General features: G+C 73.3%; 21 protein-coding genes and 1 riboswitch. Of the genes, 11 read left to right on the top strand and 10 right to left on the bottom strand.

What is annotated here, in order from left to right; all coding sequences use genetic code 11:
* Positions 1–10: 10 nt before the first annotated feature.
* Positions 11–1168 (bottom strand): DegT/DnrJ/EryC1/StrS family aminotransferase, encoded by a 1158-nt coding sequence (locus ACN267_RS14820; protein ID WP_421488933.1) that lies wholly within the window; start codon positions 1166–1168, stop codon positions 11–13.
* Positions 1165–2148, bottom strand: a complete 984-nt coding sequence (gene pseB, locus ACN267_RS14815) for a UDP-N-acetylglucosamine 4,6-dehydratase (inverting) (RefSeq protein ID WP_204961181.1) — start codon at positions 2146–2148, stop codon at positions 1165–1167. Before pseB ends, ACN267_RS14820 begins: the two co-directional genes overlap by 4 nt.
* Positions 2149–2471: 323 nt before the next feature.
* Here pseB and ACN267_RS14810 point away from each other — a divergent pair, with 323 nt between their 5' ends.
* Positions 2472–4262, top strand: a complete 1791-nt coding sequence (locus ACN267_RS14810; RefSeq protein ID WP_421488932.1) for a hypothetical protein — start codon at positions 2472–2474, stop codon at positions 4260–4262.
* Between the two features lie 96 nt (positions 4263–4358).
* On the opposite strand, the gene ACN267_RS14805 is transcribed toward ACN267_RS14810, so the two are convergent.
* Entirely contained in the window at positions 4359–4871 is a 513-nt protein-coding gene (locus ACN267_RS14805) for a GNAT family N-acetyltransferase (RefSeq protein ID WP_204961183.1), read from the bottom strand.
* Positions 4872–4960: 89 nt separating this feature from the next.
* Between ACN267_RS14805 and ACN267_RS14800 the strand changes: the two genes are divergently transcribed.
* From ACN267_RS14800 to ACN267_RS14785, 4 genes are read left to right on the top strand one after another with little or no spacing between them, the layout of a single operon-like run.
* Complete coding sequence (locus ACN267_RS14800) at positions 4961–5212, top strand: acyl carrier protein (protein ID WP_239486210.1); 252 nt, start codon at positions 4961–4963, stop codon at positions 5210–5212.
* Positions 5209–6456, top strand: coding sequence for an AMP-binding protein (locus tag ACN267_RS14795; protein WP_421488931.1), 1248 nt, complete (start codon positions 5209–5211; stop codon positions 6454–6456). Before ACN267_RS14800 ends, ACN267_RS14795 begins: the two co-directional genes overlap by 4 nt.
* The gene (locus tag ACN267_RS14790) at positions 6449–7195 is read left to right on the top strand and encodes an SDR family NAD(P)-dependent oxidoreductase (protein ID WP_204961185.1); all 747 of its coding nucleotides are present in this window, start codon (positions 6449–6451) and stop codon (positions 7193–7195) included. The genes ACN267_RS14795 and ACN267_RS14790 overlap by 8 nt, the downstream gene beginning before the upstream one ends.
* On the top strand, positions 7179–7607 hold the full coding sequence (locus ACN267_RS14785) for a hypothetical protein (RefSeq protein ID WP_281899197.1): 429 nt from the start codon (positions 7179–7181) through the stop codon (positions 7605–7607). The genes ACN267_RS14790 and ACN267_RS14785 overlap by 17 nt, the downstream gene beginning before the upstream one ends.
* Before the next feature lie 43 nt (positions 7608–7650).
* Here the strand turns inward: ACN267_RS14785 and pseI are convergent, their stop codons facing one another.
* The 3 genes from pseI to ACN267_RS14770 form a co-directional block, all read right to left on the bottom strand.
* The gene (pseI, locus tag ACN267_RS14780; RefSeq protein WP_281899196.1) at positions 7651–8700 is read right to left on the bottom strand and encodes a pseudaminic acid synthase; all 1050 of its coding nucleotides are present in this window, start codon (positions 8698–8700) and stop codon (positions 7651–7653) included.
* Positions 8701–8762: 62 nt separating this feature from the next.
* Positions 8763–9881: a glycosyltransferase family 2 protein gene (locus ACN267_RS14775; protein ID WP_421488930.1), complete on the bottom strand. Its 1119-nt coding sequence runs from the start codon at positions 9879–9881 to the stop codon at positions 8763–8765.
* 89 nt (positions 9882–9970) lie between these two features.
* Positions 9971–11296 carry a polysaccharide pyruvyl transferase family protein gene (locus ACN267_RS14770; protein ID WP_421488929.1) on the bottom strand — a complete coding sequence of 442 codons (1326 nt, stop codon included), beginning with the start codon at positions 11294–11296 and terminating at the stop codon, positions 9971–9973.
* A gap of 180 nt (positions 11297–11476) precedes the next feature.
* Between ACN267_RS14770 and ACN267_RS14765 the strand changes: the two genes are divergently transcribed.
* From ACN267_RS14765 to ACN267_RS14750, 4 genes are all read left to right on the top strand, one after another.
* Positions 11477–12688, top strand: coding sequence for an acyltransferase family protein (locus ACN267_RS14765; RefSeq protein WP_421488928.1), 1212 nt, complete (start codon positions 11477–11479; stop codon positions 12686–12688).
* A 217-nt stretch (positions 12689–12905) separates the two neighbouring features.
* The gene (locus ACN267_RS14760; RefSeq protein WP_421488927.1) at positions 12906–13301 is read left to right on the top strand and encodes a hypothetical protein; all 396 of its coding nucleotides are present in this window, start codon (positions 12906–12908) and stop codon (positions 13299–13301) included.
* 137 nt (positions 13302–13438) lie between these two features.
* A complete protein-coding gene (locus tag ACN267_RS14755) occupies positions 13439–14200 on the top strand; it encodes a hypothetical protein (RefSeq protein ID WP_421488926.1) in 762 nt (253 codons plus the stop codon).
* A 364-nt stretch (positions 14201–14564) separates the two neighbouring features.
* A riboswitch (cyclic di-AMP (ydaO/yuaA leader) is annotated at positions 14565–14709 on the top strand.
* A gap of 274 nt (positions 14710–14983) precedes the next feature.
* Positions 14984–15835: a C39 family peptidase gene (locus tag ACN267_RS14750; RefSeq protein WP_204961444.1), complete on the top strand. Its 852-nt coding sequence runs from the start codon at positions 14984–14986 to the stop codon at positions 15833–15835.
* Between the two features lie 408 nt (positions 15836–16243).
* On the opposite strand, the gene ACN267_RS14745 is transcribed toward ACN267_RS14750, so the two are convergent.
* From ACN267_RS14745 to ACN267_RS14730, 4 genes are all read right to left on the bottom strand, one after another.
* Entirely contained in the window at positions 16244–17956 is a 1713-nt protein-coding gene (locus tag ACN267_RS14745; RefSeq protein ID WP_204961191.1) for a CDP-glycerol glycerophosphotransferase family protein, read from the bottom strand.
* 24 nt (positions 17957–17980) lie between these two features.
* Positions 17981–19489 (bottom strand): D-ribitol-5-phosphate cytidylyltransferase, encoded by a 1509-nt coding sequence (locus ACN267_RS14740; RefSeq protein WP_421488925.1) that lies wholly within the window; start codon positions 19487–19489, stop codon positions 17981–17983.
* A 170-nt stretch (positions 19490–19659) separates the two neighbouring features.
* A complete protein-coding gene (locus ACN267_RS14735) occupies positions 19660–20478 on the bottom strand; it encodes an ABC transporter ATP-binding protein (RefSeq protein WP_281899178.1) in 819 nt (272 codons plus the stop codon).
* On the bottom strand, positions 20471–21364 hold the full coding sequence (locus ACN267_RS14730; RefSeq protein ID WP_204961194.1) for an ABC transporter permease: 894 nt from the start codon (positions 21362–21364) through the stop codon (positions 20471–20473). The genes ACN267_RS14735 and ACN267_RS14730 overlap by 8 nt, the downstream gene beginning before the upstream one ends.
* Before the next feature lie 177 nt (positions 21365–21541).
* Here ACN267_RS14730 and ACN267_RS14725 point away from each other — a divergent pair, with 177 nt between their 5' ends.
* Both ACN267_RS14725 and ACN267_RS14720 read left to right on the top strand, forming a co-directional pair.
* The gene (locus ACN267_RS14725; RefSeq protein ID WP_421488924.1) at positions 21542–22180 is read left to right on the top strand and encodes a TetR/AcrR family transcriptional regulator; all 639 of its coding nucleotides are present in this window, start codon (positions 21542–21544) and stop codon (positions 22178–22180) included.
* Between the two features lie 167 nt (positions 22181–22347).
* Entirely contained in the window at positions 22348–24444 is a 2097-nt protein-coding gene (locus ACN267_RS14720; RefSeq protein WP_421488923.1) for a DUF6077 domain-containing protein, read from the top strand.
* Positions 24445–24629: the final 185 nt, after the last annotated feature.

The raw sequence follows: 24629 nt of genomic DNA, 5'->3' as shown, positions 1-24629 counted from the left end.
GTTCCCCCGGTCAGGCGGCGGTGGGCGCGGTGACGCCGCGCAGCGCCGCGCCGAGCGCGTCGATCACCCGGTCCTGGTCGGTGTCGGTGAGACCCGGGTACAGCGGCAGCGAGAGCTGCTGGGTGTAGAACGACTCGGCCACCGGGCAGGACCCGCGCCGGTAGCCCAGGTCGGCGAAGGCAGGGTGCCAGTGCACCGGCAGGTAGTTGACCTGCACGCCGATGCCGGCGGCGCGCATCCGGTCGTACACCTCGCGGCGGCGGCCGTCGAGGACCCGGACCGGGTAGAGGTGCCAGGCGGGGGCGGCCCAGGACCGGCGGGTCGGGGTGAGCACCCCGTCCAGGTCGGCCAGCGCCTCGTCGTAGCGGGCCACCAGCCGGGCGCGGGCGGCCAGGAAGTCGCCGAGCCGGCGCAGTTGGCTGCGGCCCAGCGCGCAGAGCACGTCCGGTAGCCGGTAGTTCAGCCCGAATTCGTGCACCTCCTGGTGCCAGCCGCCCTCGTCCGGGGCGCGCAGCTCGGCGCGATCCCGGACCAGCCCGATGTTGCGGAACCGGCGGGCCCGCGTCAGCAGCTCCGGGTCGGCGGTGGCGACCGCGCCGCCCTCGGCGGTGGTGAGGTTCTTGGTGGGGAAGAACGAGAAGGTGGTCAGGTCGGCCAGCGACCCGACCGGCCGGCCCCGGTAGCTGGCCCCGATGGAGTGCGCCGCGTCGGCCAGCAGCAGCGCGTCGGAGCCGGCCAGGGCGGTGCGCAGGGCGTCGTAGTCGGCCGGGTGGCCGGCGTAGTCGACGGCCGCGACGACCTTCGTCCGGGCGGTGGTCGCGGCGGCTGCCGCCGCCGGGTCCAGGGTGAACGTCCCCTCCTCGACGTCGGCGAAGACGATCCGCGCGCCGAGGGCGACCGCGCTGCTGGCGGTCGCCACGAACGTCATCGGCGGCACCACCACCTCGTCGCCGGGGCCCACCCCGGCCGCCGCGTACGCGACGTGCAGGGCGGCCGTGCCGTTGGCGACCGCCGCGCAGCCGGCCCCGCCGGTCCAGCCCGCGAGGTCCGCCTCGAACGCGTCGACCTGCGGGCCGGTGGTGAGCCAGTCGCTGCGCAGGGTGGCGACCACGGCGGCGACGTCGTCGTCGGTCACCGACTGCCGGCCGTACGGGAGCATCGTCGTCATGCGGCGATGCCGAGCATGTCGCGCAGCTGCGGGACGCTCAACCACTCGTCGTTGCCGTCGGACTGGTAGGCGAAGCCGTCCGGCACCGGCTCGCAGTCGACGGGCGGCCGGTAGCCCCAGGTGGCGATCGTCGGCTGGACGATGAACCGGTCCTTCGCGCGCAGCGTCCGGCGGCTGTCGTCCGGGGCGATCATCTCCTCGTGCAGCTTCTCGCCCGGCCGGATGCCGATCTCGTGGGTGGTGGCGTCCGGGGCGACCGCCTCGACCAGGTCGAGGATGCGCATGCTGGGGATGCGCGGCACGAACAGCTCACCGCCCTGCATCTGGTCGAAGCTGTCCAGCACGAACTGCACGGCCTGGTCCAGGGTGATCCAGAACCTGGTCATCCGCTTGTCGGTGATCGGCAGGCTCTTGCCCTCGGCGGCGAGCCGGCGGAACAGCGGCACCACCGAACCCCGGCTGCCGACCACGTTGCCGTAGCGGACCACGGCGAACCGGGTGGGGTGCTGGGCGGCGTAGTGGTTGGCCGAGACGAACAGCTTGTCGCCGACGAGCTTGGTCGCGCCGTACAGGTTGATCGGGCTGGACGCCTTGTCGGTGGAGAGCGCGATGACCTTCTTGACGCCGGCCTCGATGGCCGCGTCGACCACGTGCTGCGAGCCGGTGATGTTGGTGGCGATGAACTCCGACGGGTTGTACTCGGCGGTGTCCACCTGCTTGAGGGCGGCGGCGTGCACCACGTGGTCCACCCCGTGCATGGCCCGGGTGAGCCGGTGCCGGTCCCGGATGTCGCCGATGAACCAGCGCAGCCGGGGGTCGTCGCCGAGTTGCTGGCGCAGCTCGTACTGCTTGAGTTCGTCGCGGGAGAACACCACCACCCGGGCCGGGTCGGCCACGTCGAGGACGTGCCGGAGGAACGTCTTCCCGAAGGAACCCGTCCCGCCGGTGACCAGAATGGAGGACCCGTTCAACTCACTCAAGGTGGTGCTCCCCAGCTCGTGGTTGCGCCGCCGGCTCGGGCCAGGCGACCGGACGGACGCTAGCCAGGCCGGGTTAACACCCCGACGCCCCCGGGTGAACCGACCACGCTGGTCGTGTGAATGCCGGCCCCCCGGCAGGCGAACACTTGCCGACCCGGTCGCTGCCGGCTGACCAGCGGGTACGCCGCTGACTACAGTGGCCCGGCGCGGCCGGTGGGCACCGGGACCGCATCCGACACCCACGGCCGGACACCAGCCGGCCCGGGACCGCCGCGTGTCCCGGGCGGGCCGACGTGGGTGCCCCGACGAGCAGGAGGCGACGCATGGTGGCCGTCACCGAGGTGGGACACCGGGTCGCCGACCCGGCCGGGCGGCCGGTCGGCCGACGCCGTCGACTGGTGCCGGTGCTGCTGGTGGTGGGCTGGCTGCTGGGCGTCGGCTGGCGGATGTGGCTGTCCCGGCACGTGCCGCTGCCCATCGCCCACACCGACGAGGACAGCTACCTGCACACCGCCCGCGCGCTGGCCGGCGGGCCGGGCGGGTTCAGCAGCGAGAACGGGCCGTTGCGCCGGGTCGGCTACCCGCTGCTGATCTCCCCGGTGTTCCTCGGGGAGCGGGACTTCGCCGACAGTTACCGACTGGTGCAGTTGATCAATGCGGCGGTGAACGCGACGGTGCTGCCGCTTGCGTACCTGCTGCTGCGTCGGCTGACGCCGGTACGCCGGCCGGTCGCCCTGGTCGCCGCCACCGTCGCGGCCACCCTGCCGGCGACGGTGTTCTACGCCGGGGTGGCGATGATCGACGCGGTGCTCGCGCCGCTGGTGCTGGCCTGGCTGCTGGCCGTGCACCACTGGGTGCGCCGGCCCGGCCCGCTGGCCGCCGCCGGGGTGGGCGCCCTGGTCGGGGTGTTCCACCTGCTGCACTCCCGGGGCCTGGTGATCGTGGGCGTGCACGCCGGCCTGGTGCTGCTGCTGTTCCTGCGGCGTCGGGTCAGCCCGGCGCAGGTGCTCGCCGCGGTGCTGCCGGTGCTGGCGTTGGCGCTGCTCAACGAGGTGGTCATCCGGCTGCTCGGCGACCGGGTCTACCTGCTGGGCGACCCGCCAGGCGGCGGCACCGTCCGGGCGGTCGCCTCCGGACCGGGGCTGCTGCGGGTCGGCGCGGCGGTCGCCACCCAACTCTGGTACCTGGTGGTCATCACCTTCGGGCTGGCCGGCGTCGCCTGGGCCGGTGCCGTGCACCTCCTGCTGCGTCGTCCCACCCCCGCCGCGACCCCGGGGCCCGACGCCGTGCCCCCGGGGCCTGCCGCCGGCCCGGCGGACGCGGTCGGGGCGACCCGGTGGACGGTCGGGGTGGCGCTGGTGACCAGCGTGGGGGTGGCGGCCGGCGCGTCGGTGATCCTGGCCGGCATCACCGGCAAACCGCTGGACGCCATCTACGGCCGGTACGTGCAGATGCTCGCCCCGTTCTGGCTGCTGCTCGGGGTGGGGCTGCTGGTGACGGCGACGCCCCGGCAGCGGTGGCGGCGGGCGGCGGTCGCGGTGGGCCTGCTGCTGGCCGGCGCGACCCTGATCGCCGCCCGGCTGGCCTGGGTCGCCGGCCGGGGACACGAACTGCGCTACGGCGGGTTCGGCGCACCGGACCTGATGGCGCTCACCGGTGGCTGGCGGGAGTTCCGGCCGTTCACCGGGGCGGCCGTGGGGATCGCCGGCTGCCTGCTGCTGGTCGCCGCCCTGCGGCTGCCCCGGTGGCGGGTGCCGGTGCTCGCCGCCCTGGTGGCGGTGAACCTCGGCACCATGCAGGTGATCACCGACCGGCTGGTCCGGCCGCTGGTCGCGGCGACCGCGCCCACCCCCCGGGTTTCCGACCTCGGGGTACGTCCCGGCGACCGGGTCTGGGCGTCGCTCGGCGTGCAGTGGGTGCTCCGGTTCAACCTCAGCCACCAGGTGACCTGGGCCGACGTGCGGTGGTTCGGGGACGACCCGCCGGCCGACGCCGACGTGGTGTTCGTCAGGTGGGCCCCCGGCGAGCCGGACGACTGGGACGGCACCCGGTACGGCTTCGTCCGCCTCGGCGGCAACCCGGAGCAGCGCTGGGCCGCCTGGCGGCGGAGCTGACTCCATCGCCGGGCCGCCCGTGACCGCCCCGCCGGGGCGCAATTCGGTTAACGGGGGGTGGCGAGTCGGTGAATGGTCGCCGGACAATCGGGAAAATCAGCGATGACGGCGGTTCTCCCGATTCAGGGAAATGGGGACGACGGTGATTTCCCGGCCGTCGTGCGTCTCCCGTCGGGCGGTGCCCTCGACGAACCGGAACCGTCGGTTCATCTGCCGGACGACCGTGTTGTCGGCCAGTACCTCGCCGTCGAGCCGGTCCAGCGCGAGCACGTCGAAGGCGTGGTCCACCGCCGCCCGCATCACGCCCAGCCAGGCGGGCAGCGTCGCCCCCCGCTCGGCCAACCCGTCGGCGTCCAGGTAGAAACCCCAGGAAGCGGTGCGTTGCGGCCCGTCCGGGCGCAGGTCGAAGAAGGTCACCACGCCGGCCGGCCGGTCGTCGTACAGGTAGATCAGCACCCGGCGGGTCGGGTCGGTACGCACCCGCGACCACCATGCCGCGTGTTCGGCGGCGGTGATCTCGTGACTGGTCTTGCTGACCCGCCGGTTGGTTTCCTGATTACGCCAGGACAACATCAGGTTAACGTCGTCCGTCGTGGCCTCGCGCAGCACCCGTACCCCTTTGTATTCACCTTGTGGACTCCTGCGGACCTTACCCGGGTAAAGCGGCCCGATAATTGTCGGGCTGTACACTCCGGCGCATGAACGAATTGAGTCGCGCGCAGATTCGCGACCTCATGGCGCAGGTGGTGCGCAACCAGGGCCGGGTGCTGCCCGACGACGACGCCACCGACCTGCGGGAGATCGGCTTCCGGTCGCTGGACTTCTCGGAGCTGGCCCTGCGGGTCGAGGACGCCACCGGCGAGGAGCTGAACTTCGACGCCCCCGGCCTGCGCCGGATCGCCACCGTCGGCGACGTCCTCGACTTCCTCGCCGAACTCCAGCGACAGTGACCGTCGCGACCTCGCCGGCCGGGCTGGACAACCGGGTCGTCGTCGCCGGGGTGGCCCGGAGCTGGCGCGACCTGCCCGCCCCGGCGCTGCCGTCCCCCGGGGTGGTCCTCACCGCCGGGGCCGCCGACGCGCTCGCCGTCGCCGGGCGGCACGCCGTCGACGGCACCGAACTGCTGCTCGCCGCCCCCACCCGGGTCGACGCGGCGATGCGCGACGAGCTGCGCGCCGCCGGGTTCGCCGTCACCGTGCTCACCGACGGGGTGCCGCAGACCGAGCCGCCGGCCACCACCAGGTCACCCGAGCCGGGTCGGCTCTGGCTGCTGACCTCCGGGTCGACCGGGCGGCCCAAGCGGGTCGGGCACAGCCTCGACTCGTTGACCACCGTACGGTCGGCGCAGCCGGCCCGGACCTGGCTGTGCCCGTACGCCCCCGGCAGCTACGCCTGGTGGCAGGTGGTCACCCTGTCGTTGACCCAGCCCGGTCAGCACCTCGTGGTGGTCGACCCGCACGAGTTGGACGACTGGCCGGCGCTCGCCGCCGCGCACGGCGTCGACGCCGTCTCCGGCACCCCCACCTTCTGGCGGCGCACCCTGCACCGCGACCCGCAGGCGCTGGCCCGGGTGCCGCTGCGCCAGCTGACCCTCGGCGGCGAACCGGTCGACCAGGCCGTCCTGGACCGCCTGCGGGAGCTCTTCCCGACCGCCCGGATCTCCTGGATCTACGCCTCCTCCGAGGTCGGCGCGTCGATCGTGGTGCACGACGGGCGGGCCGGGTTCCCGGTCTCCTGGCTCGACCGGGTCACCCCGGGCCGACCCACCCTCTCCCTGCGCGACGACGAACTGGTGATCACCTCCCCGCACCACGGGGTGGGCCTCGGCGGGCCGGTGCGCACCGGTGACCGGGCGCAGGTGGTCGACGACCGAGTGGTGATCACCGGCCGGCTGGACTCCGACGAGATCAACGTCGGCGGCAGCAAGGTCTCCGCCGGGCTGGTCCGCGCCGTGCTCACCGCCCACCCCGGGGTGGCCTGGGCCCGGGTCACCGGCCGCCGCGCACCGGTGCTCGGCCGGATGGTGGTCGCCGAGGTCGTCCCCAGCACCGCGCCGGGCGACGCCGGGGTCCCGCCTGACGAGGGCGCGCTGGTGCGCTGGTGCGCCGACCGGCTCCCCGAGTACGCGGTGCCCCGGCGCATCCGCCTGCTGACCGAGATCCCCGTCAAGGAGACCCTGAAGAGCGATGTCTGACTCCCCGCCCGTTCCCGCCAGCACCGTGGTCCTCGTCTCCGGCGGGTCCCGGGGGCTGGGCCTGGCCATCGTCACCGACCTGCTCGACGCCGGGCTCACCGTGGCCGCGTTCGCCCGCAGCGTCACCCCCGAGCTGGAGAAGCTGGCCGACGCGCACCCCGACCGGGTGCACGTCGGGGCGGTGGACGTCACCGACCTCGCGGCGGCCCAGCGCTTCCTGCGGGAGGTCGAGGCGCGGTTCGGCCCGGTCGACGGCCTGGTCAACAACGCCGCCGTCGGCCAGGACTCGATGCACACGCACACCGCCACCGCCGACATCGCCCGGATCGTCGAGACCAACCTGACCGCGCCGTTGCAGCTCACCCGCCTGGTGGCCCGGCGGATGCTCGGCCAGGGGCGGCGCGGGCGGATCGTCAACGTCACCTCGATCTGCGCGCAGCGCGGCTTCCCCGGCCTGGTCGCGTACTCGGCCACCAAGGGCGGGATGGACGCGGCGACCCGCTCGCTGGCCCGCGAGCTGGGCGGGCGGATGCTGGTCAACGCCGTCGCACCGGGTTTCTTCGCCTCGGAGATGTCCGCCGTGCTGGGCAGCACCCAGCTCGACCAGATCGTCCGTCGCACCCCCACCGGCCACCTGACCGAACCGGCCGAGGTGGTCCCGGTGGTGCGGATGTTGCTGTGCGCGCACACCAACATCAACGGCCAGGTCATCGTGGTCGACGGTGCCGCCTCGATCTGACCTGGCCCATCCGGGCCGGGACGTCGGGCTACGGCCGGTGCCGGCGTTGCTGGGCGCCGCCGAACGGCACCTGCGCGTCGGCACCCCCGCCGAGCTGCGGTACGCGGTGACCCGCAGCCACCTCGACGACGGGCGCTGCGTCGGCTGGTACGGGCCGACCGCGCCCGGTTGGCGGGTGGCGATCGACGCCGAACGGGCCACCGCCGAGGTCCCGCCCGCGTTGGCCGCGCGCTTCGGCCCGGCCGACTTCTGGGCCCGCTGGACCCGGGCGGAGAGTCTGTGCAAGCTGGCCGAGGTGCCGGTGGCGGCCTGGTGGCGGCGGCACGGGCTGGCCGTACCCCCGCACACCCGCGCGGTCTGGCGCACCCTGCGCCTGGCCGACCTGGTGGTCACGGTCGCCTTCGCCCCCTGAGGCGTCCTGCTGCCCCACCGCAACGGCGGGGCAGCAGGACAGCTCAGATGAGGTCCCAGCTCAGCGGGGTGCCCCGGGGGACGTCGGTGGTGAAGGTGCGGCCGAGCACCCGGTCGATCTCCACCGGGGGCAGGCCGCCGGCCGGACGGATCGAGCGGACGTTCGCGGTGGTCACCTCGTCGCCGGCCCGGACGTCGGCCACCACGAACAGGGAACGGCGGAACCGCAGCCCTTCCCGCTCGGCCGGGGTCGGCCCGACGGCGGTGCCGCCGAGCGCCGCGTGCGCCCGCGCCGACTCCACCACCAGGGCGGCCAACTCGTCGGGGTGCAGCGAGAAGTCGGAGTCGACCCCGCCGTCGCCCCGGTCGAGGGTGACGTGCTTCTCGATGAAGCAGGCGCCCAGCGCCACCGAGGCCACCGGCACCCCGATGCCCGGCGTGTGGTCGGACAGGCCGACCGGCACCCCGAACGCGTCGGCCAGCACCGGGATCCGGCGCAGGTTGCTGTCGGCAGGCGGGGCCGGGTAGGCGGCGGTGCAGGCCAACAGCACGATGCCGCCGGCCCCGCCGTCGCGGGCGGTGCGCACCGCGGCGTCGATCTCGGCGAGCGTGGCCATGCCGGTGGAGATGACCAGCGGCTTGCCGGTGCCCGCGACCAGCCGGATCAGCGGCAGGTCGACCAGCTCCGACGAGGCGATCTTGTACGCCGGGACGTCCAGCCCCTCCAGCAGCTCCACCGCCGACGGGTCGAACGGGGACGAGAACACGGTCAACCCCCGCTCCCGGGCCCGTTCGACGATCGGCCCGTGCCACTCGTACGGGGTGTGGGCCCGCTCGTAGAGCCGGTAGAGGTTCTGCCCGCCCCACAGCTCGTGCCCGCCGGAGATCCGGAACGCCGGGGTGTCCACGTCGATGGTGATGGTGTCCGGCCGGTACGTCTGCAGCTTCAGCGCGTGCGCCCCGCTGGCCGCCACCGCGTCCACGATCGAAAGCGCCCGGCCCAGGTCACCGTTGTGGTTGCCGGACATCTCCGCCACCACGAACGGCTGCTCCCCGGCCCCCACCAGGTGCGGCCCGATCTTCACTGTCGTCATCTGAAACCCCTGTTCCCTGTGCTCGTTGCTGGTAACCCCGCCGCCGCCGAACCACCGGCCGGTCACCTGCTGCCGCGACCCGCCAGCGCGTCGCGGTCGGCGGGGGAGTGGTGGGCCGGCCCGACGACCGGCGGCACCGGTTGCGGTGGGGCGGCCGGGCGGCGCAGCCAGCCGGCCAGCCGGTGCGCGTTGCGCAGCACCGCGTACGCGAGATAGGCGTCCCGACCGACCAGCCGGTGCTTGAGCCCGGCCACCCCGCCCGGCCGGGGGTAGCCGCCCGGCGGCAGGTGCCGGCGGTAGTGCGCGGCGACCCGGTGGAAGAACTCCCGACGCAGGTGCGGGTGCAGCCGGCCGTCGTTGCCGACCACCACCAGCATGTGGTTGACCATCAGGGCGAACAGCTCGCCGCGCAGCCGCTCGTCGGGATACCGGCGGGCGACCCAGTCGAACAGCCGGTCGTACTGGTCGAAGGCGTCGAAGTGGCGACCGCTGCGGGTGGAGGTGATCGCGCCCTGCCGGCCCTGCCGGTAGAGGTAGCAGACCCGGTCCAGCACGGAGATCCGCTCGGCACCGATGAGCAGCGGGTTGCTGAACGGGATGTCCTCGTACCAGCCGGGGTGGAAGCGCAGTTCCAACGCGTGCAGGTAGGCCCGGCGGACCACCTTGTTCCACGCGGTGTGCTGCACCCGCAGCAGCCCGGGGCGGTCGGCGAGGCGGACCACCCCGGGGATGCCGCGCAGCAGGTGACTGCTCGCGTCCACCTCACGGTGGCCGTCGTCGCGTACCCGCAGGTGGTCGAGCATCAGCACGTCGGGGCGGTGCGCCCGGAGCCGGTCCAGCACCGCCGGGACGGTGCCCGGCGGCAACCAGTCGTCGCTGTCGACGAACCAGACGTACTCGCCGACGGCCACGTCCAGGCCGGCGTTGCGGGCCGGACCCAACCCGACGTTGCGGGCCAGATGCACCACGCGGACGCCCGGATGCTCGGCCGCGTACGCGCGCAGCAGCTCCCCGCACCGGTCCGGCGAGGCGTCGTCGACGGCGACGATCTCGACCGCGCCCGCCGCGTCGGCCGGCACGTCCGTGCGCACCGAGTCGAGGCACTGGTGCAGGTACGCCTCCACCCCGTGGACCGGGACGACGACGCTGAGCAGCGGGGTGGGCGCGGGCTGGTTGACCACCCCGCCACCCTGGTGCACGGGTATGGACGGCCACGGAACGTGACGTATCCGGTGGAGATGGAGCTGCTGAACACCGGCCGAGCGGCAGGTTAACGACCTATGATCCGCCGTACCGGTGCCGGGACCGCGCGCCGCACCCGGGCCCGAAGCCGCTGGTCACGCAGCTCCCGCACGTCGTCGCCGAGCGCCGTGTTGCGGTCGCGCAGCCACTGGATGCGGGCCAGCAGTTCCTCGGGTGAACTGGCCGAGGCGGGCCGGACCGCCGGTGGGAACACCGTCTCGCGGACCTGCGCGTCGAAGCGGGCCGCGCTGTCGCCGTCGTCGAACGCGTTGCCCAGGTCGTGCCGGGCGAGGAAGGCGCGCATCACCTCGTAGCGGGCCCGGTGCCCGGTGTTCAGGCCGGTGTAGTCGGCCTCGGCGTAGAGCTGGGCGGCGTCCACGTCCGCCGGCACGTCCGGCATCAGCCGGTGCGGGATGTCGAAGTAGCGGGCCAGCTCCAGGGTGCGCGAGTCGTGCGCGAACAGGTAGCCGGGGGTGCCGGCGACCAGCGCGGTGATGGTGCCGTGGATGCGGGTGCCGAAGGCGAAGTCGAACCCGGCGAGGTAGTCCATCCAGGTCCACGGGTCGAGGAACATCCGCACCTTGTCCTGCGTGAACAGCGGGTGCGAGGTGTGGATCGGGATGGCGCTGGTCTTGCCCCGGTCCTGCGGCGCGTCGCCGTAGAGCAGGGTGCCCAGCGTCTTGAGGTCCTGCGGCAGGTAGCGCAGGTTGGGGTAGCGGGCCTGGTGCGAGGCGATGATCTTCGCCATCGACTTGACGTACGGGGAGACGGTCAGCGCCACCCGGGCGTCGGTGCTCAGGGCCGGCGCGGTCTTCTCCACCCGGAGCCGGTCGCCGTGCAGGAACATCGACGGGCAGCCGATCACGTCGACGGCGGAGAAGCCCAGCGTGTTCAGGTACTGCGCGGTGATCTCCCCGCGTACGCCGATGCTCGGCCCCCGCTCCAGCGCCGCCCGGACGAACCGGCTGACCACGTCGTCGATCGGACGCAGGTACTCCCGGTCGCCGTGGATGTCGGTCTGTACGCCCACCCCGAAGACCACCACCGGGATGCGCAGCCGCTCGACCAGCTTCGTCATCACCTCGATGCGGTGGGCGTAGCTGCGCCGGAACGCGTTGGCCAGCGGGATGACGTACACGTCGTACTGCTCGTTGATCCGGTCGGCGTCGCGCAGGTCGACCTTGAACTCGGTCGACGTGATCCGCGCGGTGGAGGTGCGCAGCAGCTTGTGGGCGGCGTGACTGAAGACCAGGTTGCCGTTGTTCTCCCCGATCCAGTTCCCCTCGTACGCCTCCTCCGGGCCGCGTACGTCGAACGGGTCCTTCTTCGCCCGCATCAGGATCCGTTGGTGCACCACTTCGCTCCGTTCCTCGTTCGCCGGGAGCCTCCGCCGGCCGCCGATCTGACCCACGGGTACGCCGACACCGACAGGTCCCGCGATGTTAGGGCAGTGGAGGGATTTCGTACACCTTCCGCACATCCGCACCACCCCGGTCCGTCGCCGGTACCGGGGTGTGCCGGTAGGGTGCCCCGGGTGACCAGCGTGCCCACCCCCGCGTCCCCGGCGCTGAACCGGCTCCCGTCGCTGACCGGGCTGCGGTGGATCGCCGCCATGCTGGTCTTCGGCTACCACGTCGGCACCATGCGGATCGTCACCCAGCCCGACGCCAAGGCGGTGGTCGACTGGCTGTTCACCCTGGGCCTGTCCGGGGTGCAGTTCTTCTTCATCCTCAGTGGCTTCGTGCTGGTCTGGTCGGCCCGCGACGGCGACCGGCGGCGGGACTTCTGGCGTCGCCGGCTCGCCAAGATCTATCCCAACCATGTACTGACCTGGGCGGCGGCGCTGCTGGTGATGTGGTGGTTCGCCGACCCGGTGGTGCCCCGCGCCGCCCTGGAGAACCTCTTCCTCGTCCAGGCGTGGGACCCCACCCCCGGCTACTTCTACAGCATCAACAACGTGAGCTGGTCGCTCTCCTGCGAGCTGTTCTTCTACCTCTGCCTGCCGCTGGCGCTGCCGGCGATCCGACGGGCCCACTCCGGCGTGCTGTGGGCCGTGGTGGTGGCGGTGCCGCTGGTGATCCTGGCGCTCTGGCCCGGCCAGCAGTTGCTGCCCGAGGGCAGCAACTGGTGGTTCACCCAGGTCTTCCCGCTGGTTCGCTCCACCGAGTTCTGGCTGGGCGTGGCCGCCGCCGAACTGCTGCGCCGGGGCCATTGGCGGGGTCCCGGGCTGACCCTGGCCAGCCTGCTGTTCGTGGTCGTCTGGGTGGCGGCGCACTGGATCCCGGCCGAGATGTGGGCGGCGCTGCTGTCGGTGGCGTACATCCTGGTCATCCCGGCGGCGGCCCGCGCGGACGTGCAGGGTCGCCGGTCGCCGTGGCGGCACCGCACCCTGATCTGGCTCGGTGAGGTGTCGTTCGCCTTCTACCTGGTGCACGTGCTGGTGATGATGACCGTGCTGCGGCTCACCGGGCACTGGGGTGTCGGGTTGCCCGGCTGGTCGGGGCCGCTGGCCGTGCTCGGCTTCCTGGTGGTGAACCTGGCGCTGGCCGCCGCGTTGCACCGCTTCGTGGAGACCCCGATGATGCGCCGGCTGGCCCCCCGCCGCCGCACCGCCCCGGCCGCTGTTCCCGGTGCCGCTGCTCCGGGTGCCGGCGGGACGGCGGTCGTGCCGGGGCCGAGGGGGGCCGACGGCGGGCCGCGCGACGCCCGCCCCGTCGAGTACGCGGGCCCGCGCGACCCGCACTGATCTTGCCCCGGCTCTGTTCCCTGCCGGCCTGCCGCTACCTGCCGCCTCGGTGGCGGTGTGCCGGCTCGGTCGTGGGCGCGGCGGCGGGACTCCCTCCACGGTGGATGCCAAGCCCGGGGTCCGTCGCCCGCCCGGGTGTGACCGGTTGCCGCGCGGCCGGCGCGGCGACACGCCCGGCGGTGCTGCGGGCCGGTGGCCCCTTCGGTAGCGTGGTCCCGTGTTCCCGGTCGCGCTCACCAGTCCCCTGTGGTGGGTCGCGCGCGGGATGTCCCGGCTGCTCGCCGGCCTCGCCGTCGCACTCGCGTTCGCCGCCGCCGGCCCGGCGCTGTCCGGCCCCGCGCTGTTCGATCCGGTCCCCGGCGCACTGTCGACCGACGCGTCGCACTCCTTCCCCGCCGCCGGGGCCCTCGACACCCCGTCCGGTCAGGGTGACGGCATCCGCGCCGACGGCCGCGGGACGGAGCGGGTCGACGTGGTGACGACCGACCGGGTCGACGCCGGCCTGCCCGCCGTGCCGGCCGGTCCGGCACGGGAGCTTCCGACGGCCACCCTGTCGACACCGGCCGGTCGGATGCCCGCCGCCCCCGGGCCCCGGGCACCCCCGGCGCGCTGACCCCGCCCCACCGGGGCCGCCCGCCCGCCGCCACCACCACGACCTCGTCCCCGTACCGCCCCGGACGGACGTTGCCCGCAACGGTTCCGCCCCGGTACGGCCCCGATCCGCCCCATCCGCCCGCGAGGTGTCGACCCGTGACCACCGTGCTGTCCCAGTTCCTGATCGGGGTGCCGACCGCCACCGCGATCTGGTCCCTGCTGCTCGTCCTCGCGTTGACCGGCCTCGCCGTCCTGGTCGCCCGCCCCGAACGGGAGCAGCCGACCGACGTGACCGCCGTCGGGCCGCCGCCCGACGCCCCACCCCCGGTCGCCGACCTGCGCCGCTACGCCGACGAGGTGACCGTGGCCGCCGCCGGGGCCGCCCAGACCGCCCGCCGTCACCGGGCCGCATGGCTGGCCGCGCAGGACACCCTGGAACGGGCCTGGCAGGAGTACGACGAGGCGGAGACGGCGGCCCGACGGTTCACCGGCGCGGGGGCGCTGCCCAGCCCGCGTACCCCCCGGACGCCTGCCGAGTACGCCGGCCGGGAGCGGTGGCTGCACCAGGAGGCGGTGGCGGCGCACTGGCGGGGCGAACTGTCGGTGGAGCGGCTGCGGGACGTCTTCGCGCACCGCGACGGCTGGGACCCGCGCCGGCACCCCGTCGAGCACGAGGTGATGCTCGCCCGGGCGGTCCGGGAGGACCGGCGGGCGGCGTACCGGGCGGCGCACTGGCGGGAACGCGTCGCGTGGCGGGCCGCCGAGCTGGCCGCCGAGGCCGCCCGGTCGCTGGCCGCCGAGGCGTACGCGGCGACGCAGCGGGTGCGTCCGGGCCGGGTGCCGCTGCCCCGGGCCGCGACGTCGGCGGCGACCCGCCCGACCCCGGCCACCCGCTGGCACCCGGCCCGGGTGGGCTGACCCGCCCCGCGACTACCGCCTGGTCCCACCCCGGGCCGGGTGGGCCGGGAGGTCGGGAGTCCCGGGGACCGAATTGTTACCCAGGCGGGTGTGGACGCGGTCACGCAGCGGCGGAACCGGACAGCCCGTCACACCCGGTCACATCGACTTCGTTGATCATCGGAGGTTGCGGGTCGGTTGTCCGGTCACGGCCCCGACGGGCCCGGACGACCATTCGTCCCCGGCCCGCACCCGGGCTGCCCGAACGCCCCGCACATCGGCCTGCCCGGCGATGTTTACGCAGGTCACAGGGCTTGGCGGGAGAGGAGGGCGACCAGTAGTGTCGCTGCGGTCCGGTGCGGTTCCCGATCGCAGCAGGCGACGCCGCGCCGACCCGCTCAATCGTGCTTGTCACGAACCGGGGACCCACACGCACCACCTGGGGTGAATCTCCGGGCCACGGCCCGGGGTAGGGCGATCTTCCCGCCCGAATCCGTCAGCTAACCCGGTCGGCGGCAGCGGAAGGAGTTCCCTCCTCGTGCAGCATGACCCCACCCCCTCGGTAATCCCTCCACCTCGGTGCCGGGGTGCCGCCGGACCGTCGCGCCTGACGCGCTGACCCGGCCGTCCACCCCGCCGCCCGACCCCGCTCGGGCGACCCGCCGATCCGCCCGGCTCCCGTCGGGCGGACCCTGCCGAACGAGCGGCCCAAACACCCGATCCGCGCGTGGCGTACCCGCCACGTGCCGGTCCGGCGTGCCCGGCCGCCTCGCCCCCGTGGAGGAACACCCCGTGAAGCACCACATGAAGCGACAGCTCCGCCGACTGGGCGCCCAGCGCCCGTACCGGATGGTCGTCGGCTCGGCGGCGGTCCTCGTCCTGGCCGCCGGTGGCACCGCCCTGGCCGCCGGGGTCGACGACGCCCCGACCGACCAGCAGCGCGCCACCGCCGTGGCCGAGACCGCCCCCCGCCTCGACGACGTCGCCAGCCGCGCCCAGGCCCGGGTGGCCACGCCCGCCCCGGCCAGCCCGTCGGCCACCCCCACGGCCAGCCCGTCGGCGAGCCCCACCCCGTCGCCGCGCGTCACCCGGGCGAAGTCCCGTCCCACCGTCGACCCGGACCTGACCCGCAAGGCGGCCCCGAAGCCGCCGTCGTCGAAGGTTCTGCGCTACGACTACCAGGCCCAGATCACCTACTACTACTGTGGCCCGGCGGCGGTGCGTAACGCGCTCAGCGCGGCCGGCATCGAGCGCGGCCAGGACGACCTCGCCGCCCAGTTGGGCACCACCGAGATGGGCACCAACTCGGCCGAGGACACCACCCGGGTGCTCAACGCCGTGGTCAAGGGCGATCCGTACCGGACCCGGATGTTCGCCGGCACCCCGAGCGACGCGCAGGTCGAGCGGCTGCGGGCCGACGTGGTCGCGGCGGTCACCGACAAGCGGGCCGTGGTCGCGAACGTGGCCGGGGACGCCACCGACCTCGACGGCGGCTGGCACTCCTTCCCCGGTGGCCACTACGTCGCCGCCGTGGGCTACCGGGACAACGGCCGTACCGTGCGGATCGCCGACTCGGCCGACCCGTCCCTGCCGGCCTACTGGGTCGGCGTGACCACCCTGGCGAACTGGATCGCCACCCGGGGCTACTCCGCCTGACCCGTTGCTCTCGAATTCGATCCGGACCGCCTCGGCTGCCTGACCACGGGCACCGGGGCGGTCCGCTGTCGGCCCGACCGACGAGGACTGACGGCATCGGCACCACCGATGCCGGGTGCCACCCGGCGCGCCCCGGACCAACCACGCCTGCATCGTCCGAGGGGTGCACATACCACCCTCGCTCCCTACAGAGCTGATGACGGCAACGACTCAGTGCCGACGCCGCACCTACTTCAGGCGGAGCCGATCATTGCCGGTACCCGGCCGGTCAGCGAGGGCACACACGGCGTGATTCGTTTGCGTCATCAGGTCTGTAGGCGGCAGACGGCACTGGTGAGGGGGCGTCCGTGCACGCGTCGGGCCCGAGTGGCGAACCACGCCACCACCCCGGCCCGGGTCGACTCCCGGTCAGCCGCGCGGGGACACCGAAGCGTCGTCCCAGGTGGCGGTGCCGGCGGTACGCGGGGCCGGCGGGTTCCAGCCCGGCTCCAGCTCCCGGCGGGCCGCGTCGAGGAAACCGTCGGCGTACGCGTCGTCGGGGAAGTCGCCCAGGTAGCGGCGGCGGGTGTCCCACCGGGCCGCCGCCAGCGGATCGGTGTCCAGCAGCCCGGTCAGCACCTCGTCCAGGTTGGCCATGTCCCGGCGCAGCACGTAACCGGAGCGGGCCAGCGGGAACCGGTCCAGGAACTCGTCACCGTCGACGCCCAGGTCGGTCACCGCGTACGGCTTGCCCGAGTAGAGGTAGTCGGAGATGACCCCGGAGACGTCGGAGACCAGCGCGTCGGAGCGGTTGACACAGTCGGTCAGGCTCAGCTCACGGCTGGCCGCCGCCCCCCACAGGTGCTGCCGCCCGGTCCGGGTCCGGTCGGCGGCGAGCAGCTCGGTGAGCCGGGCCAACTGCCGGGCCGAGGCCGGGTTCTGCCCGGTGTACGGGTGGGCCCGCAGGATCACCGTGGCCCCCCGGTCGAGCAGCCGGCGCAGCAGCGGCTCTGCCACCGGCAGCGAGCAGTAGTTGGCGTCGGCGTGGTGGCCGGTCCAGGTGGGGGTGTAGAGCACCGTCGGGGCGGCCGGCGGGCGGGCCTCCCGGCGTACCTCGATGGCTTCGACCTGTGGACGGCCGACCACGACGAACTTCTCGGCGGGGATCTCCACGCCGGCCCGCGCGTACCGCTCGATCGCCGCCGGACCGGCCACGAAGATCTTGTCGAAGATGGCCGAGACCGGGTTGGCGCTGGGGGCCTTGTCGCTGTCGCCGTGGTGCAGCTGCACGTGGGTGAGCTGGGTGAACCGGATGCAGTGGCTGTTCTTCGCCCCGTGGTTGACATAGAACGCCACCCGCAGGCTGGGCACCAGCGCCTCGTCCATGGCCTTGAGGGTGGGGCAGTAGACCACCGGGGCGCTGGTCGCGGCGGCGATCGTGGGCAGGAATTCCGGCTCCCGCAGCAGCACCAGGAACGGCCGGCCCAACCGTTCCAGGTAGGGCAGCCACATGGTGACCTGGTATTCCGAGCCGGGTGGGGCGGAGAAGTAGAGCAGGAACTCCGGCTGGTGCGCACGTAGCGCCCGGGTCACCGGGCCGCCCCCGCCCGGCGGCCGGAACCGCCGCCGGGCCAGGTCCAGGCCGACCGCGCCGCAGCCGGCCGCCACCACCAGCACGACGGCCAGCGCGACCACGGCGGGCAGGGCGAGGGCGGCGGCCACCGCCACCACCGCGAGCAGCCCCAGCAGGATGCCGCCGAGGCGGGCGGCGACCAGCGGGGTCCACGCCCGCACCGGCAGGTTCGCCGCCCGGATCTCCAGGTTGCCGGCGTCGCGCAGCGGCCCCACCAGCAGCACCAGGCCCAGCAGCAGCAGCGCGGTGAGCGCCAGCACCGGGTCGAACCCGTCGTCGAGCCGGCGGGCGTAGCCGACCAGGATGCCGGCGGCCAGCAGCACCGTCTCGGCGACGATGTCGGCGTCGGGGCGGACCCGGCGTTCGTAGCCGGCGGCGGCCAGCGCGGCCACCGCCAGGGCCAGGCCCCAGCCGGTCGCGCCGGTGAACGCCACCACCAGGAAGGCGAGCACGGCCAGGCCGGTGGTCAGGCACCGTGCGATCAGTTTCCTGACCAGGTCACCACGCATGTCGTACGTCTCCGGGGGGGCGGGTCAGCCGGCGTCGACGCCGCTGGGCAGCCGGTCCTGCTCGGCCGCGGTTGGCTGGGCCGGCACCGGGGCCGGCTCGCCGGGGGCCCGCCGGACGTCGATCACCTGACCGGTCAGGTCGGAGATCAGCACGTCGAGCGAGGATTGGGCGACCGTCTCGGCGGCCAGCAGGGTGTGCTCCGGCTCCTCACCGAACGCCTTGGTACGCATCGGGGTGGCGGTGCGCTCCGGGTTGATGCAGTTGACCCGGACGCCGTACTCGGCCCACTCGTCGGACAGCGCCTGGGTCAGGTTGACCAGCGCCGCCTTCGTCGAGGAGTAGAGCGCGTACTGGGCCCGGCCCCGGGTGTAGGAGCTGGACGTGTAGAGCAGCAGCTGACCCTTGGTCTGTTGCAGGTACGGCAGGGACTGCCGGGCGGCGATCACCGGCCCGACGAAGTTGACCTGGAGGACCCGGTCCATGGTCTCCTCGTCCATCTCGGCCAGCGCGCCCTTCTCCAGGATGCCGGCGGTGACCACCACGTGGTCGATCCGGCCGGTGGCCTCGAACGCGGTCTTCAGCGCGGCCTCGACGTCGCCGGTCTGCTCGACGTGGGTGCCGGTGCTGGACCGGCTGAACGCGAAGACCTGCGCACCGTAGCCCCGGGCCAGCTCGGCCAGGTCGTGGCCGATGCCGTAGCTGCCGCCGAAGATGACGATCGTGCGGCCGGCCAGCTCCTCGGTGTAGCTGCGGTGCGACAGCCGGGGGGCCTGGGCGGCGGCGAGCTGGAACAGCTTGTCGGCGAGGTGCACGTCGACCGGGTGGGTGACCTTGATGTTCTCGTCCGACCCGTCGATCACCTTGATCGGGGTGCCGGGCAGGTAGCGCAGCACCACGCCGCAGTCGTCGGTGGCGGCGAAGTCCGGGTCGCCCTCGGCCCGCCGGTACGCCTCCCGGATGGTGCCCGAGCGGAACGCCTGCGGGGTCTGCCCCCGGCGCAGCCGGGACCGGACCGGGATGTCGGTGATGCACTCGTCCTCGTCGACCTGGATGATCGTGTCGGCCGAGGGGATGGCCACGTCGACGGCGGAGTAGGTCCACAGCGCGTTCACGCACTCGCGGACGATCCGGGCGCTGACCAGCGGGCGGACCGCGTCGTGGAAGAGGATGTTGACGTCGCCGTCGCCGACCGCGTCCAGGGCGATCCGGGTGGTGGCGTTGCGGGTGTCGCCGCCCTCGATCACCTTGCTGACCTTGCGGAAGCCGGCCTTGTCGACGATCTGCTGGGCGTCGGCGACGTGGCCGGTGGCCATCAGCACGATGATCTCGTCGATCTCCGGGGCGGCCTCGAAGACGGCCAGGGTGTGCTCGATGATCGGCTTGCCGGCGATCTTCAGCAACTGCTTCGGGATGCCCAGGCCCAGCCGGGTCCCGGTGCCTCCGGCCAGCACCACCGCCACCGTCCGCGAGGGCCGCCACGGCGCCGGGGTCTCCGGTGTGGCGTCCGGGCCAGTGGTGTGGTCCTGCGTCATTGCCGATCCTCACTCTCGGGGGATGTCTGCACGCGTCCCGGGGGTCACCCTGAACGGAGGGTTGCGCCAGCGTGGCGACGGGATGAACCTTAACGCGCGGACCGCGCCGCCCCAACGGGACGACGCGGTCCGCCGGGCGTCGAACCGACGCGGTACGCGCGCCCGGAATGCTACTTGCCGTTGGCGAATGCCTCGTACGCCCGGATCACCTCGTCGGTGGGCCCGTCCATCCGGATCAGCCCCGACTCCAACCAGATCGTCCGTTCACAGGTGTCCCGTACCGAGGAGAGCTGGTGGCTGACCAGGAAGACCGTGCCGGCCCCCTCGCGTAGTTCCCGGACCCGCTGCTCGCTGCGCTTGCGGAAGCCCTTGTCGCCGGTGGCGAGCGCCTCGTCGATCAGCAGCACGTCGTGTTTCTTGGCGGCGGCGATGGAGAACCGCAGCCGGGCCGCCATGCCCGAGGAGTACGTCCGCATCGGCAGGCTGGCGAAGTCGCCGCGCTGGTTGATCCCGGAGAACTCGATGATCTCCGGAGTCATCCGGGCCACGTCGTCGGGCTGCATGCCCATCGCCAGGCAGCCGAGGGTGACGTTGCGCTCACCGGACAGGTCGTTGAGCAGGGCGGCGTTCACTCCGAGCAGGGACGGCTGGCCCTGGGTGTAGACCGCGCCCCGGTTGACCGGGAGCAGCCCGGCGATGGTGCGCAGCAGGGTCGACTTGCCGGAGCCGTTGCTGCCGATCAGGCCGATCGCCTCACCCCGGTAGGCGGTGAAGGAGACCCCCTTGACCGCGTGCACCTCCTGGATGTTCGGTGCGGAGGAGCGCTTGACCAGCCGGCGCAGCGCGGCCACCGGGGTGGTACCGCCCCCGGCGCCCTTGTGTACCCGGTAGATCACGTGCGCGTCGTCGACCACCACGGTGGGGATCCGCTCGACGACCCGGGGCAGGGTCACGGTGACGTCGTTGGACGTCTCGAACCGGTCATCCACGGCCGTACTCCTGTTCGCCGCGCCAGAAGTAGACGTACCCGGCGATGCCACCCAGCACCGCCCAGCCGAACGCCACCAGCCAGAGTTGGGTCACCGACTCGTTGAGCAGCGGCGCCTGCTCCAGCAGGGCGTACCGGGCCAGCTCGATGTAGACCAGGATCGGGTTGAACTGGATCAGCGTCGAGGCCCACTCGGGCAGCCGGTCGAACAGCTTGACGCTGTAGAGCACGCCGGAGCCGTACATCCAGGTGCGCAGGATGAACGGCATGACCTGCTTGAGGTCGCTGGCCTTGGAACCCATCCGGGCGACCACCATCACGACCCCGGCGTTGAACAGCGCCTGCAGCAGCAGCGCCGGGGGCAGCATCAGCCAGGCCAGGGTGATCGGCTCGCCGGTCACCAGGACGATGCCGACCAGCACGATCATCGAGGCCAGCAGCTGCTGGAACTGGGTGAGCGTGGCGGCCAGCGGCAGGCAGGCCCGGGGGAAGTGCAGGGCCCGGATCAGCCCCAGGTTGCCGCTGATCGACTGGGTGCCGGCCAGCACCGCGCTCTGGGTGAAGTTGAAGATGAACAGCCCGGTGGTCAGGTACGCGATGAAGTTCGGGATGGTGTTCTGCCCGAGCACCACGCCGAAGATCAGGTAGTAGACGGCGGCGTTGGTCAGCGGGGTGAGCACCTGCCAGATCTGGCCCAGCTTGGCGTTGCTGTACGAAGCGACCAGTTTGGCGTTGGCGTACGCGGCGGTGAAGTGCCGGTAGGCCCACAGTCTGCGGCTGTACTCGGTCAGGGAGGGGCGCTCACCGGCGACCCGTAGTCCGTGCCGAGCGGCCAGCTGCGCCTGGGTCAGGCCCGTTTCAGGGTCGACCAGCGCGGTGGTGGCCATGGGAAGGGCGCTCCGATCTTTCGTACCAACGGGATGCGCGCGACGATGGGAACTGTGGGTCGGCGCGGCGCCGGGGCAGCCTCGTCGCTGCGTGGACGGTAGTCCATAACACGTCGGGACGCAACCGTACCGTCGTTGCGCTACATTGGCCCCCGTGACAGGTGCGAGAAGTCCCCGATGACCAGCGACAAGAGGCGTGCGCCGGCCGGTGCCGCAGTGCTGAGAGGCGACATCACCAGGGCCATCCGCCGCGCGTTGATGCAGGAACTCGCCGCGGTCGGATACGGGCGGCTCTCCATCGAGGCGGTGGCCCGCCGGGCCGGGGTGAGCAAGACCGCGATCTACCGGCGGTGGAACTCGAAACTCGACCTGGTGATCGAGACCGTGGTGGCCGCCGCCGGCAACAAACTGCCGGCGCTGGACACCGGCAGCCTACGCGGCGACCTGACGCTGCTGTTCCAGGTGATCGCCCACGCGCTCGGCCACCCGCTGGCCTCGCAGATCATCCCCGACCTGCTGGCCGAGGCGGCCCGCAACCCGACCATCGACGCCACCCTCCAGCAGCTCCTGCGGGCCAAGCAGCAGGAGATCGGCGGGCGACTGATCGGCCTGGCGGTGCAGCGCGGCGAACTGCCCGCCGACACCGACGCCGACGCGGCCGTCGACCTGATCGTCGGCCCGCTGTACTGGCGGCTGGCCATCGCACGGACCCCGCTCACCCCGAGCTACCTGGACCTGCTGGTGGAGTCCGTGGCGACCGGGTTGACCGCGAACGGCACGGTGCCCCGCCAGCGGGAGGCACCGGTGTCCGGTTGACCGGTCCCCACCCGGCCGTCTCCGGGACACCGCCACGCCGCCCACCGGCCATCGATCCGAGGTGGTTGCGGTTACCCTGCTTTGCGGACCGGAGCCGGGCGACCGTCCGCCGCCCGCCGGCCGTACGACTCTCGCGTACCGTGCCCGTACGACGACAAGGACGACCCGTGCCGAACGCCGACCCCGTTGCCGTCGCGCCCCCGCCCGTCGCACCACCCCCCGCCGGGCCGGTCGCCGGACGACCGCGCCCCGCGCACCGGCTGCGGTCGGCGCTCGCCGCCGCCCCGGCCGTCATCACCGACGCGGGTGTGCTCGGCTTCGCGCTGTGGACGGTGCTCTACCACGCCTCCTTCCTGTTCGGGCTGCGCCCGTCGGTGACCTTCCTGAGCTGGCTCGTCGGCTGCGTCGTGATCGCCGCCGTGGTCGCGGTGCGCGCCCTGCGGCGGACCCGTGTCCCCGTCACGCCCCCCGCACCGGCCGCCGACCCCGTCCCGGCGGGCGGGACGGGCCAGCCGCGCCGCTTCCTGCTGCCCGTGGTCGCCGCCGGAGTGGTCGCCGCCGTCACCGCCGGCCTCGCCGGCACCCCGGCCGGCGACGTGCTGTCCTGGTGGGTCCCCGCCGTCGCCGGCGCTGTCGCGGGGATCGGCGTCATGCTGCTCACCCGGCGGGCGTGGCGGGCCGACGACGCCGACCCGCCCGCGCCACCCGTCCCCACCGCTCTCCAGTCCGGGTACGCGCTGCTGATCTCGGTCGGGGTCGCGATCTCCTCGCTCTACCTGGCCCGTAACACCCCGGACGACGTCTACTACGTGGGCAAGACGGTCTGGGTCGCCGAGCGTGACCTGGTGCCCACCAACGACTTCCTGTTCACCGAGAACGTCGCCCCGGCGATGGGCTCGCTGCCGCCCACCCCGTCGATCGAGGTGTTCGACGGCGCGCTCGCGCACGTGCTCGGCATCCACGGGGCGTCCGCCACCTGGTACCTCGCGCTGCCGGTGATGGCGGTGCTGGCCGTCCTGGCGCTGTGGCGGCTCACCCACCGGTGGGCCCCGCGCCGCCCGGTGCTCGCGTTCAGCGTCGCGGTGACCTACCTCTACCTGGTGGCCGGGTCGGACGCCGCGCTCGGCACCTTCCACCTGCCCCGCCTCTACGAGGGCAAGGGGATGTTCGTCTCGGCGGTCATCCCGTTGATGTGGCTCTACCTCACCGAGTGGTTCGACACCCGGTCCCGCCGTTCGCTGCTGCTCGTCTTCGCCCTCTCGGTCACCGCGGCCGGCCTCACCACCACCTCGGCGATCATCCTGCCGATGCTGGTCGGCGCGGCCGGGCTGGCGATGCTGCTGGTCGGCCGGTGGAAGGACGCGGTGGTCGGTGGGCTCGCCGCCGTGGCGTACCCGGTGGGGGCGATCGTGGTGTCCCGGCTCGTGCTGGGCGGCATGGACGCCGCCGGTGCGGACGACGCCTTCTTCGACGCCGAGTACACCTACCGGCGCACGCTGCTGGTCGGGATCGTCGGGGTGATCAGTGGCCTGGCGCTGTGGTGCGGGCCGCTGCTGGCCCGCCGGCGCACCCCGGCGCTGCTGGCCGCCGGTGCCGCCCTGGTGATGAGCGTGCTGCTGGTGCCCGGCGTGCTGGAGACGCTCGGCGCGCTGACCGGCATTTCCGTGGTGCTCTGGCGGGTGCCGTGGCTGCTCGCCCTGCCGACCCTGATCGGTCTGCTCTGCACGGTGCACGTCCCGTCGCCGTCGCGGCTGCTGCGCGGTGCGGTCGGCGCGCTGGTCGCCGCCGCGATGGTCACCTCGTTCGCCGTCTGGGCCACCCCGATGTGGTCGCCGGACAGTTGGGTGGAGACGCACACCCGACCCACCTGGAAACTGCCCCAGCAGCGGCAGGAGATCGCATTCTGGATCGCCGGACGGGACCGGCCGGACGGGCTCGTCCTGGCCCCCTCGACGATCATGCGAACCTCACTGATCGTCACCAGTCGGGTCCGGGTCGTCCTGCCCCGCGACTTCTACCTGGTCGAGTACGACCTGAACTCCGATTTCGCCAAGGACCGGCTGCTGCTGGCCCATTTCGCCGACGGGCGGGAGAAACCCGACCGGGCGCAGGTCGCCACCGCCGTCGACCGGCTCGGGGTGGGCACCATCTGCGTCTACAACGGCAACCGGTACGCCCGGCAGACGGCCGTCGAGCTGGGCTTCACCGAGTTCGCCTCGCGGCGTGGCCCGGGCGCGACGACCTGCTACGGCCGGACGGGCTGAGCGGCGGACGGCCCGGGTCGTCCGCCAGGTATCGTCTCGTCTGACCGAAATGGACCTGGATACCCGAGCGACACCGGGACGTCCTCTCGCGTTAAAGTCGCAGTCACCCGCAGGCCGGCCCGTTCGGTCGCGGTGCTGCGGTCACGCCCGTCGTACGACGAGGCCGTCGACCGCCGGGCCCCGCC

Origin of the sequence: Micromonospora sp. WMMD734 (genome assembly GCF_049178975.1) — a bacterium.
Lineage (GTDB): Bacteria > Actinomycetota > Actinomycetes > Mycobacteriales > Micromonosporaceae > Micromonospora > Micromonospora wenchangensis.
This window is presented reverse-complemented; position numbering and strand designations above follow the sequence as displayed.

Excerpts from the sequence above, each read along its gene's own strand:
- ACN267_RS14820 (WP_421488933.1), bottom strand. The coding sequence starts at position 1,168 with ATGACGACGATGCTCCCGTACGGCCGGCAGTCGGTGACCGACGACGAC.
- ACN267_RS14810 (WP_421488932.1), top strand. The coding sequence starts at position 2,472 with ATGGTGGCCGTCACCGAGGTGGGACACCGGGTCGCCGACCCGGCCGGG.
- ACN267_RS14800 (WP_239486210.1), top strand. The coding sequence starts at position 4,961 with ATGAACGAATTGAGTCGCGCGCAGATTCGCGACCTCATGGCGCAGGTG.
- ACN267_RS14790 (WP_204961185.1), top strand. The coding sequence starts at position 6,449 with ATGTCTGACTCCCCGCCCGTTCCCGCCAGCACCGTGGTCCTCGTCTCC.
- pseI (WP_281899196.1), bottom strand. The coding sequence starts at position 8,700 with ATGACGACAGTGAAGATCGGGCCGCACCTGGTGGGGGCCGGGGAGCAG.
- ACN267_RS14750 (WP_204961444.1), top strand. The coding sequence starts at position 14,984 with ATGAAGCGACAGCTCCGCCGACTGGGCGCCCAGCGCCCGTACCGGATG.
- ACN267_RS14745 (WP_204961191.1), bottom strand. The coding sequence starts at position 17,956 with ATGCGTGGTGACCTGGTCAGGAAACTGATCGCACGGTGCCTGACCACC.
- ACN267_RS14740 (WP_421488925.1), bottom strand. The coding sequence starts at position 19,489 with ATGACGCAGGACCACACCACTGGCCCGGACGCCACACCGGAGACCCCG.
- ACN267_RS14730 (WP_204961194.1), bottom strand. The coding sequence starts at position 21,364 with ATGGCCACCACCGCGCTGGTCGACCCTGAAACGGGCCTGACCCAGGCG.
- ACN267_RS14725 (WP_421488924.1), top strand. The coding sequence starts at position 21,542 with ATGACCAGCGACAAGAGGCGTGCGCCGGCCGGTGCCGCAGTGCTGAGA.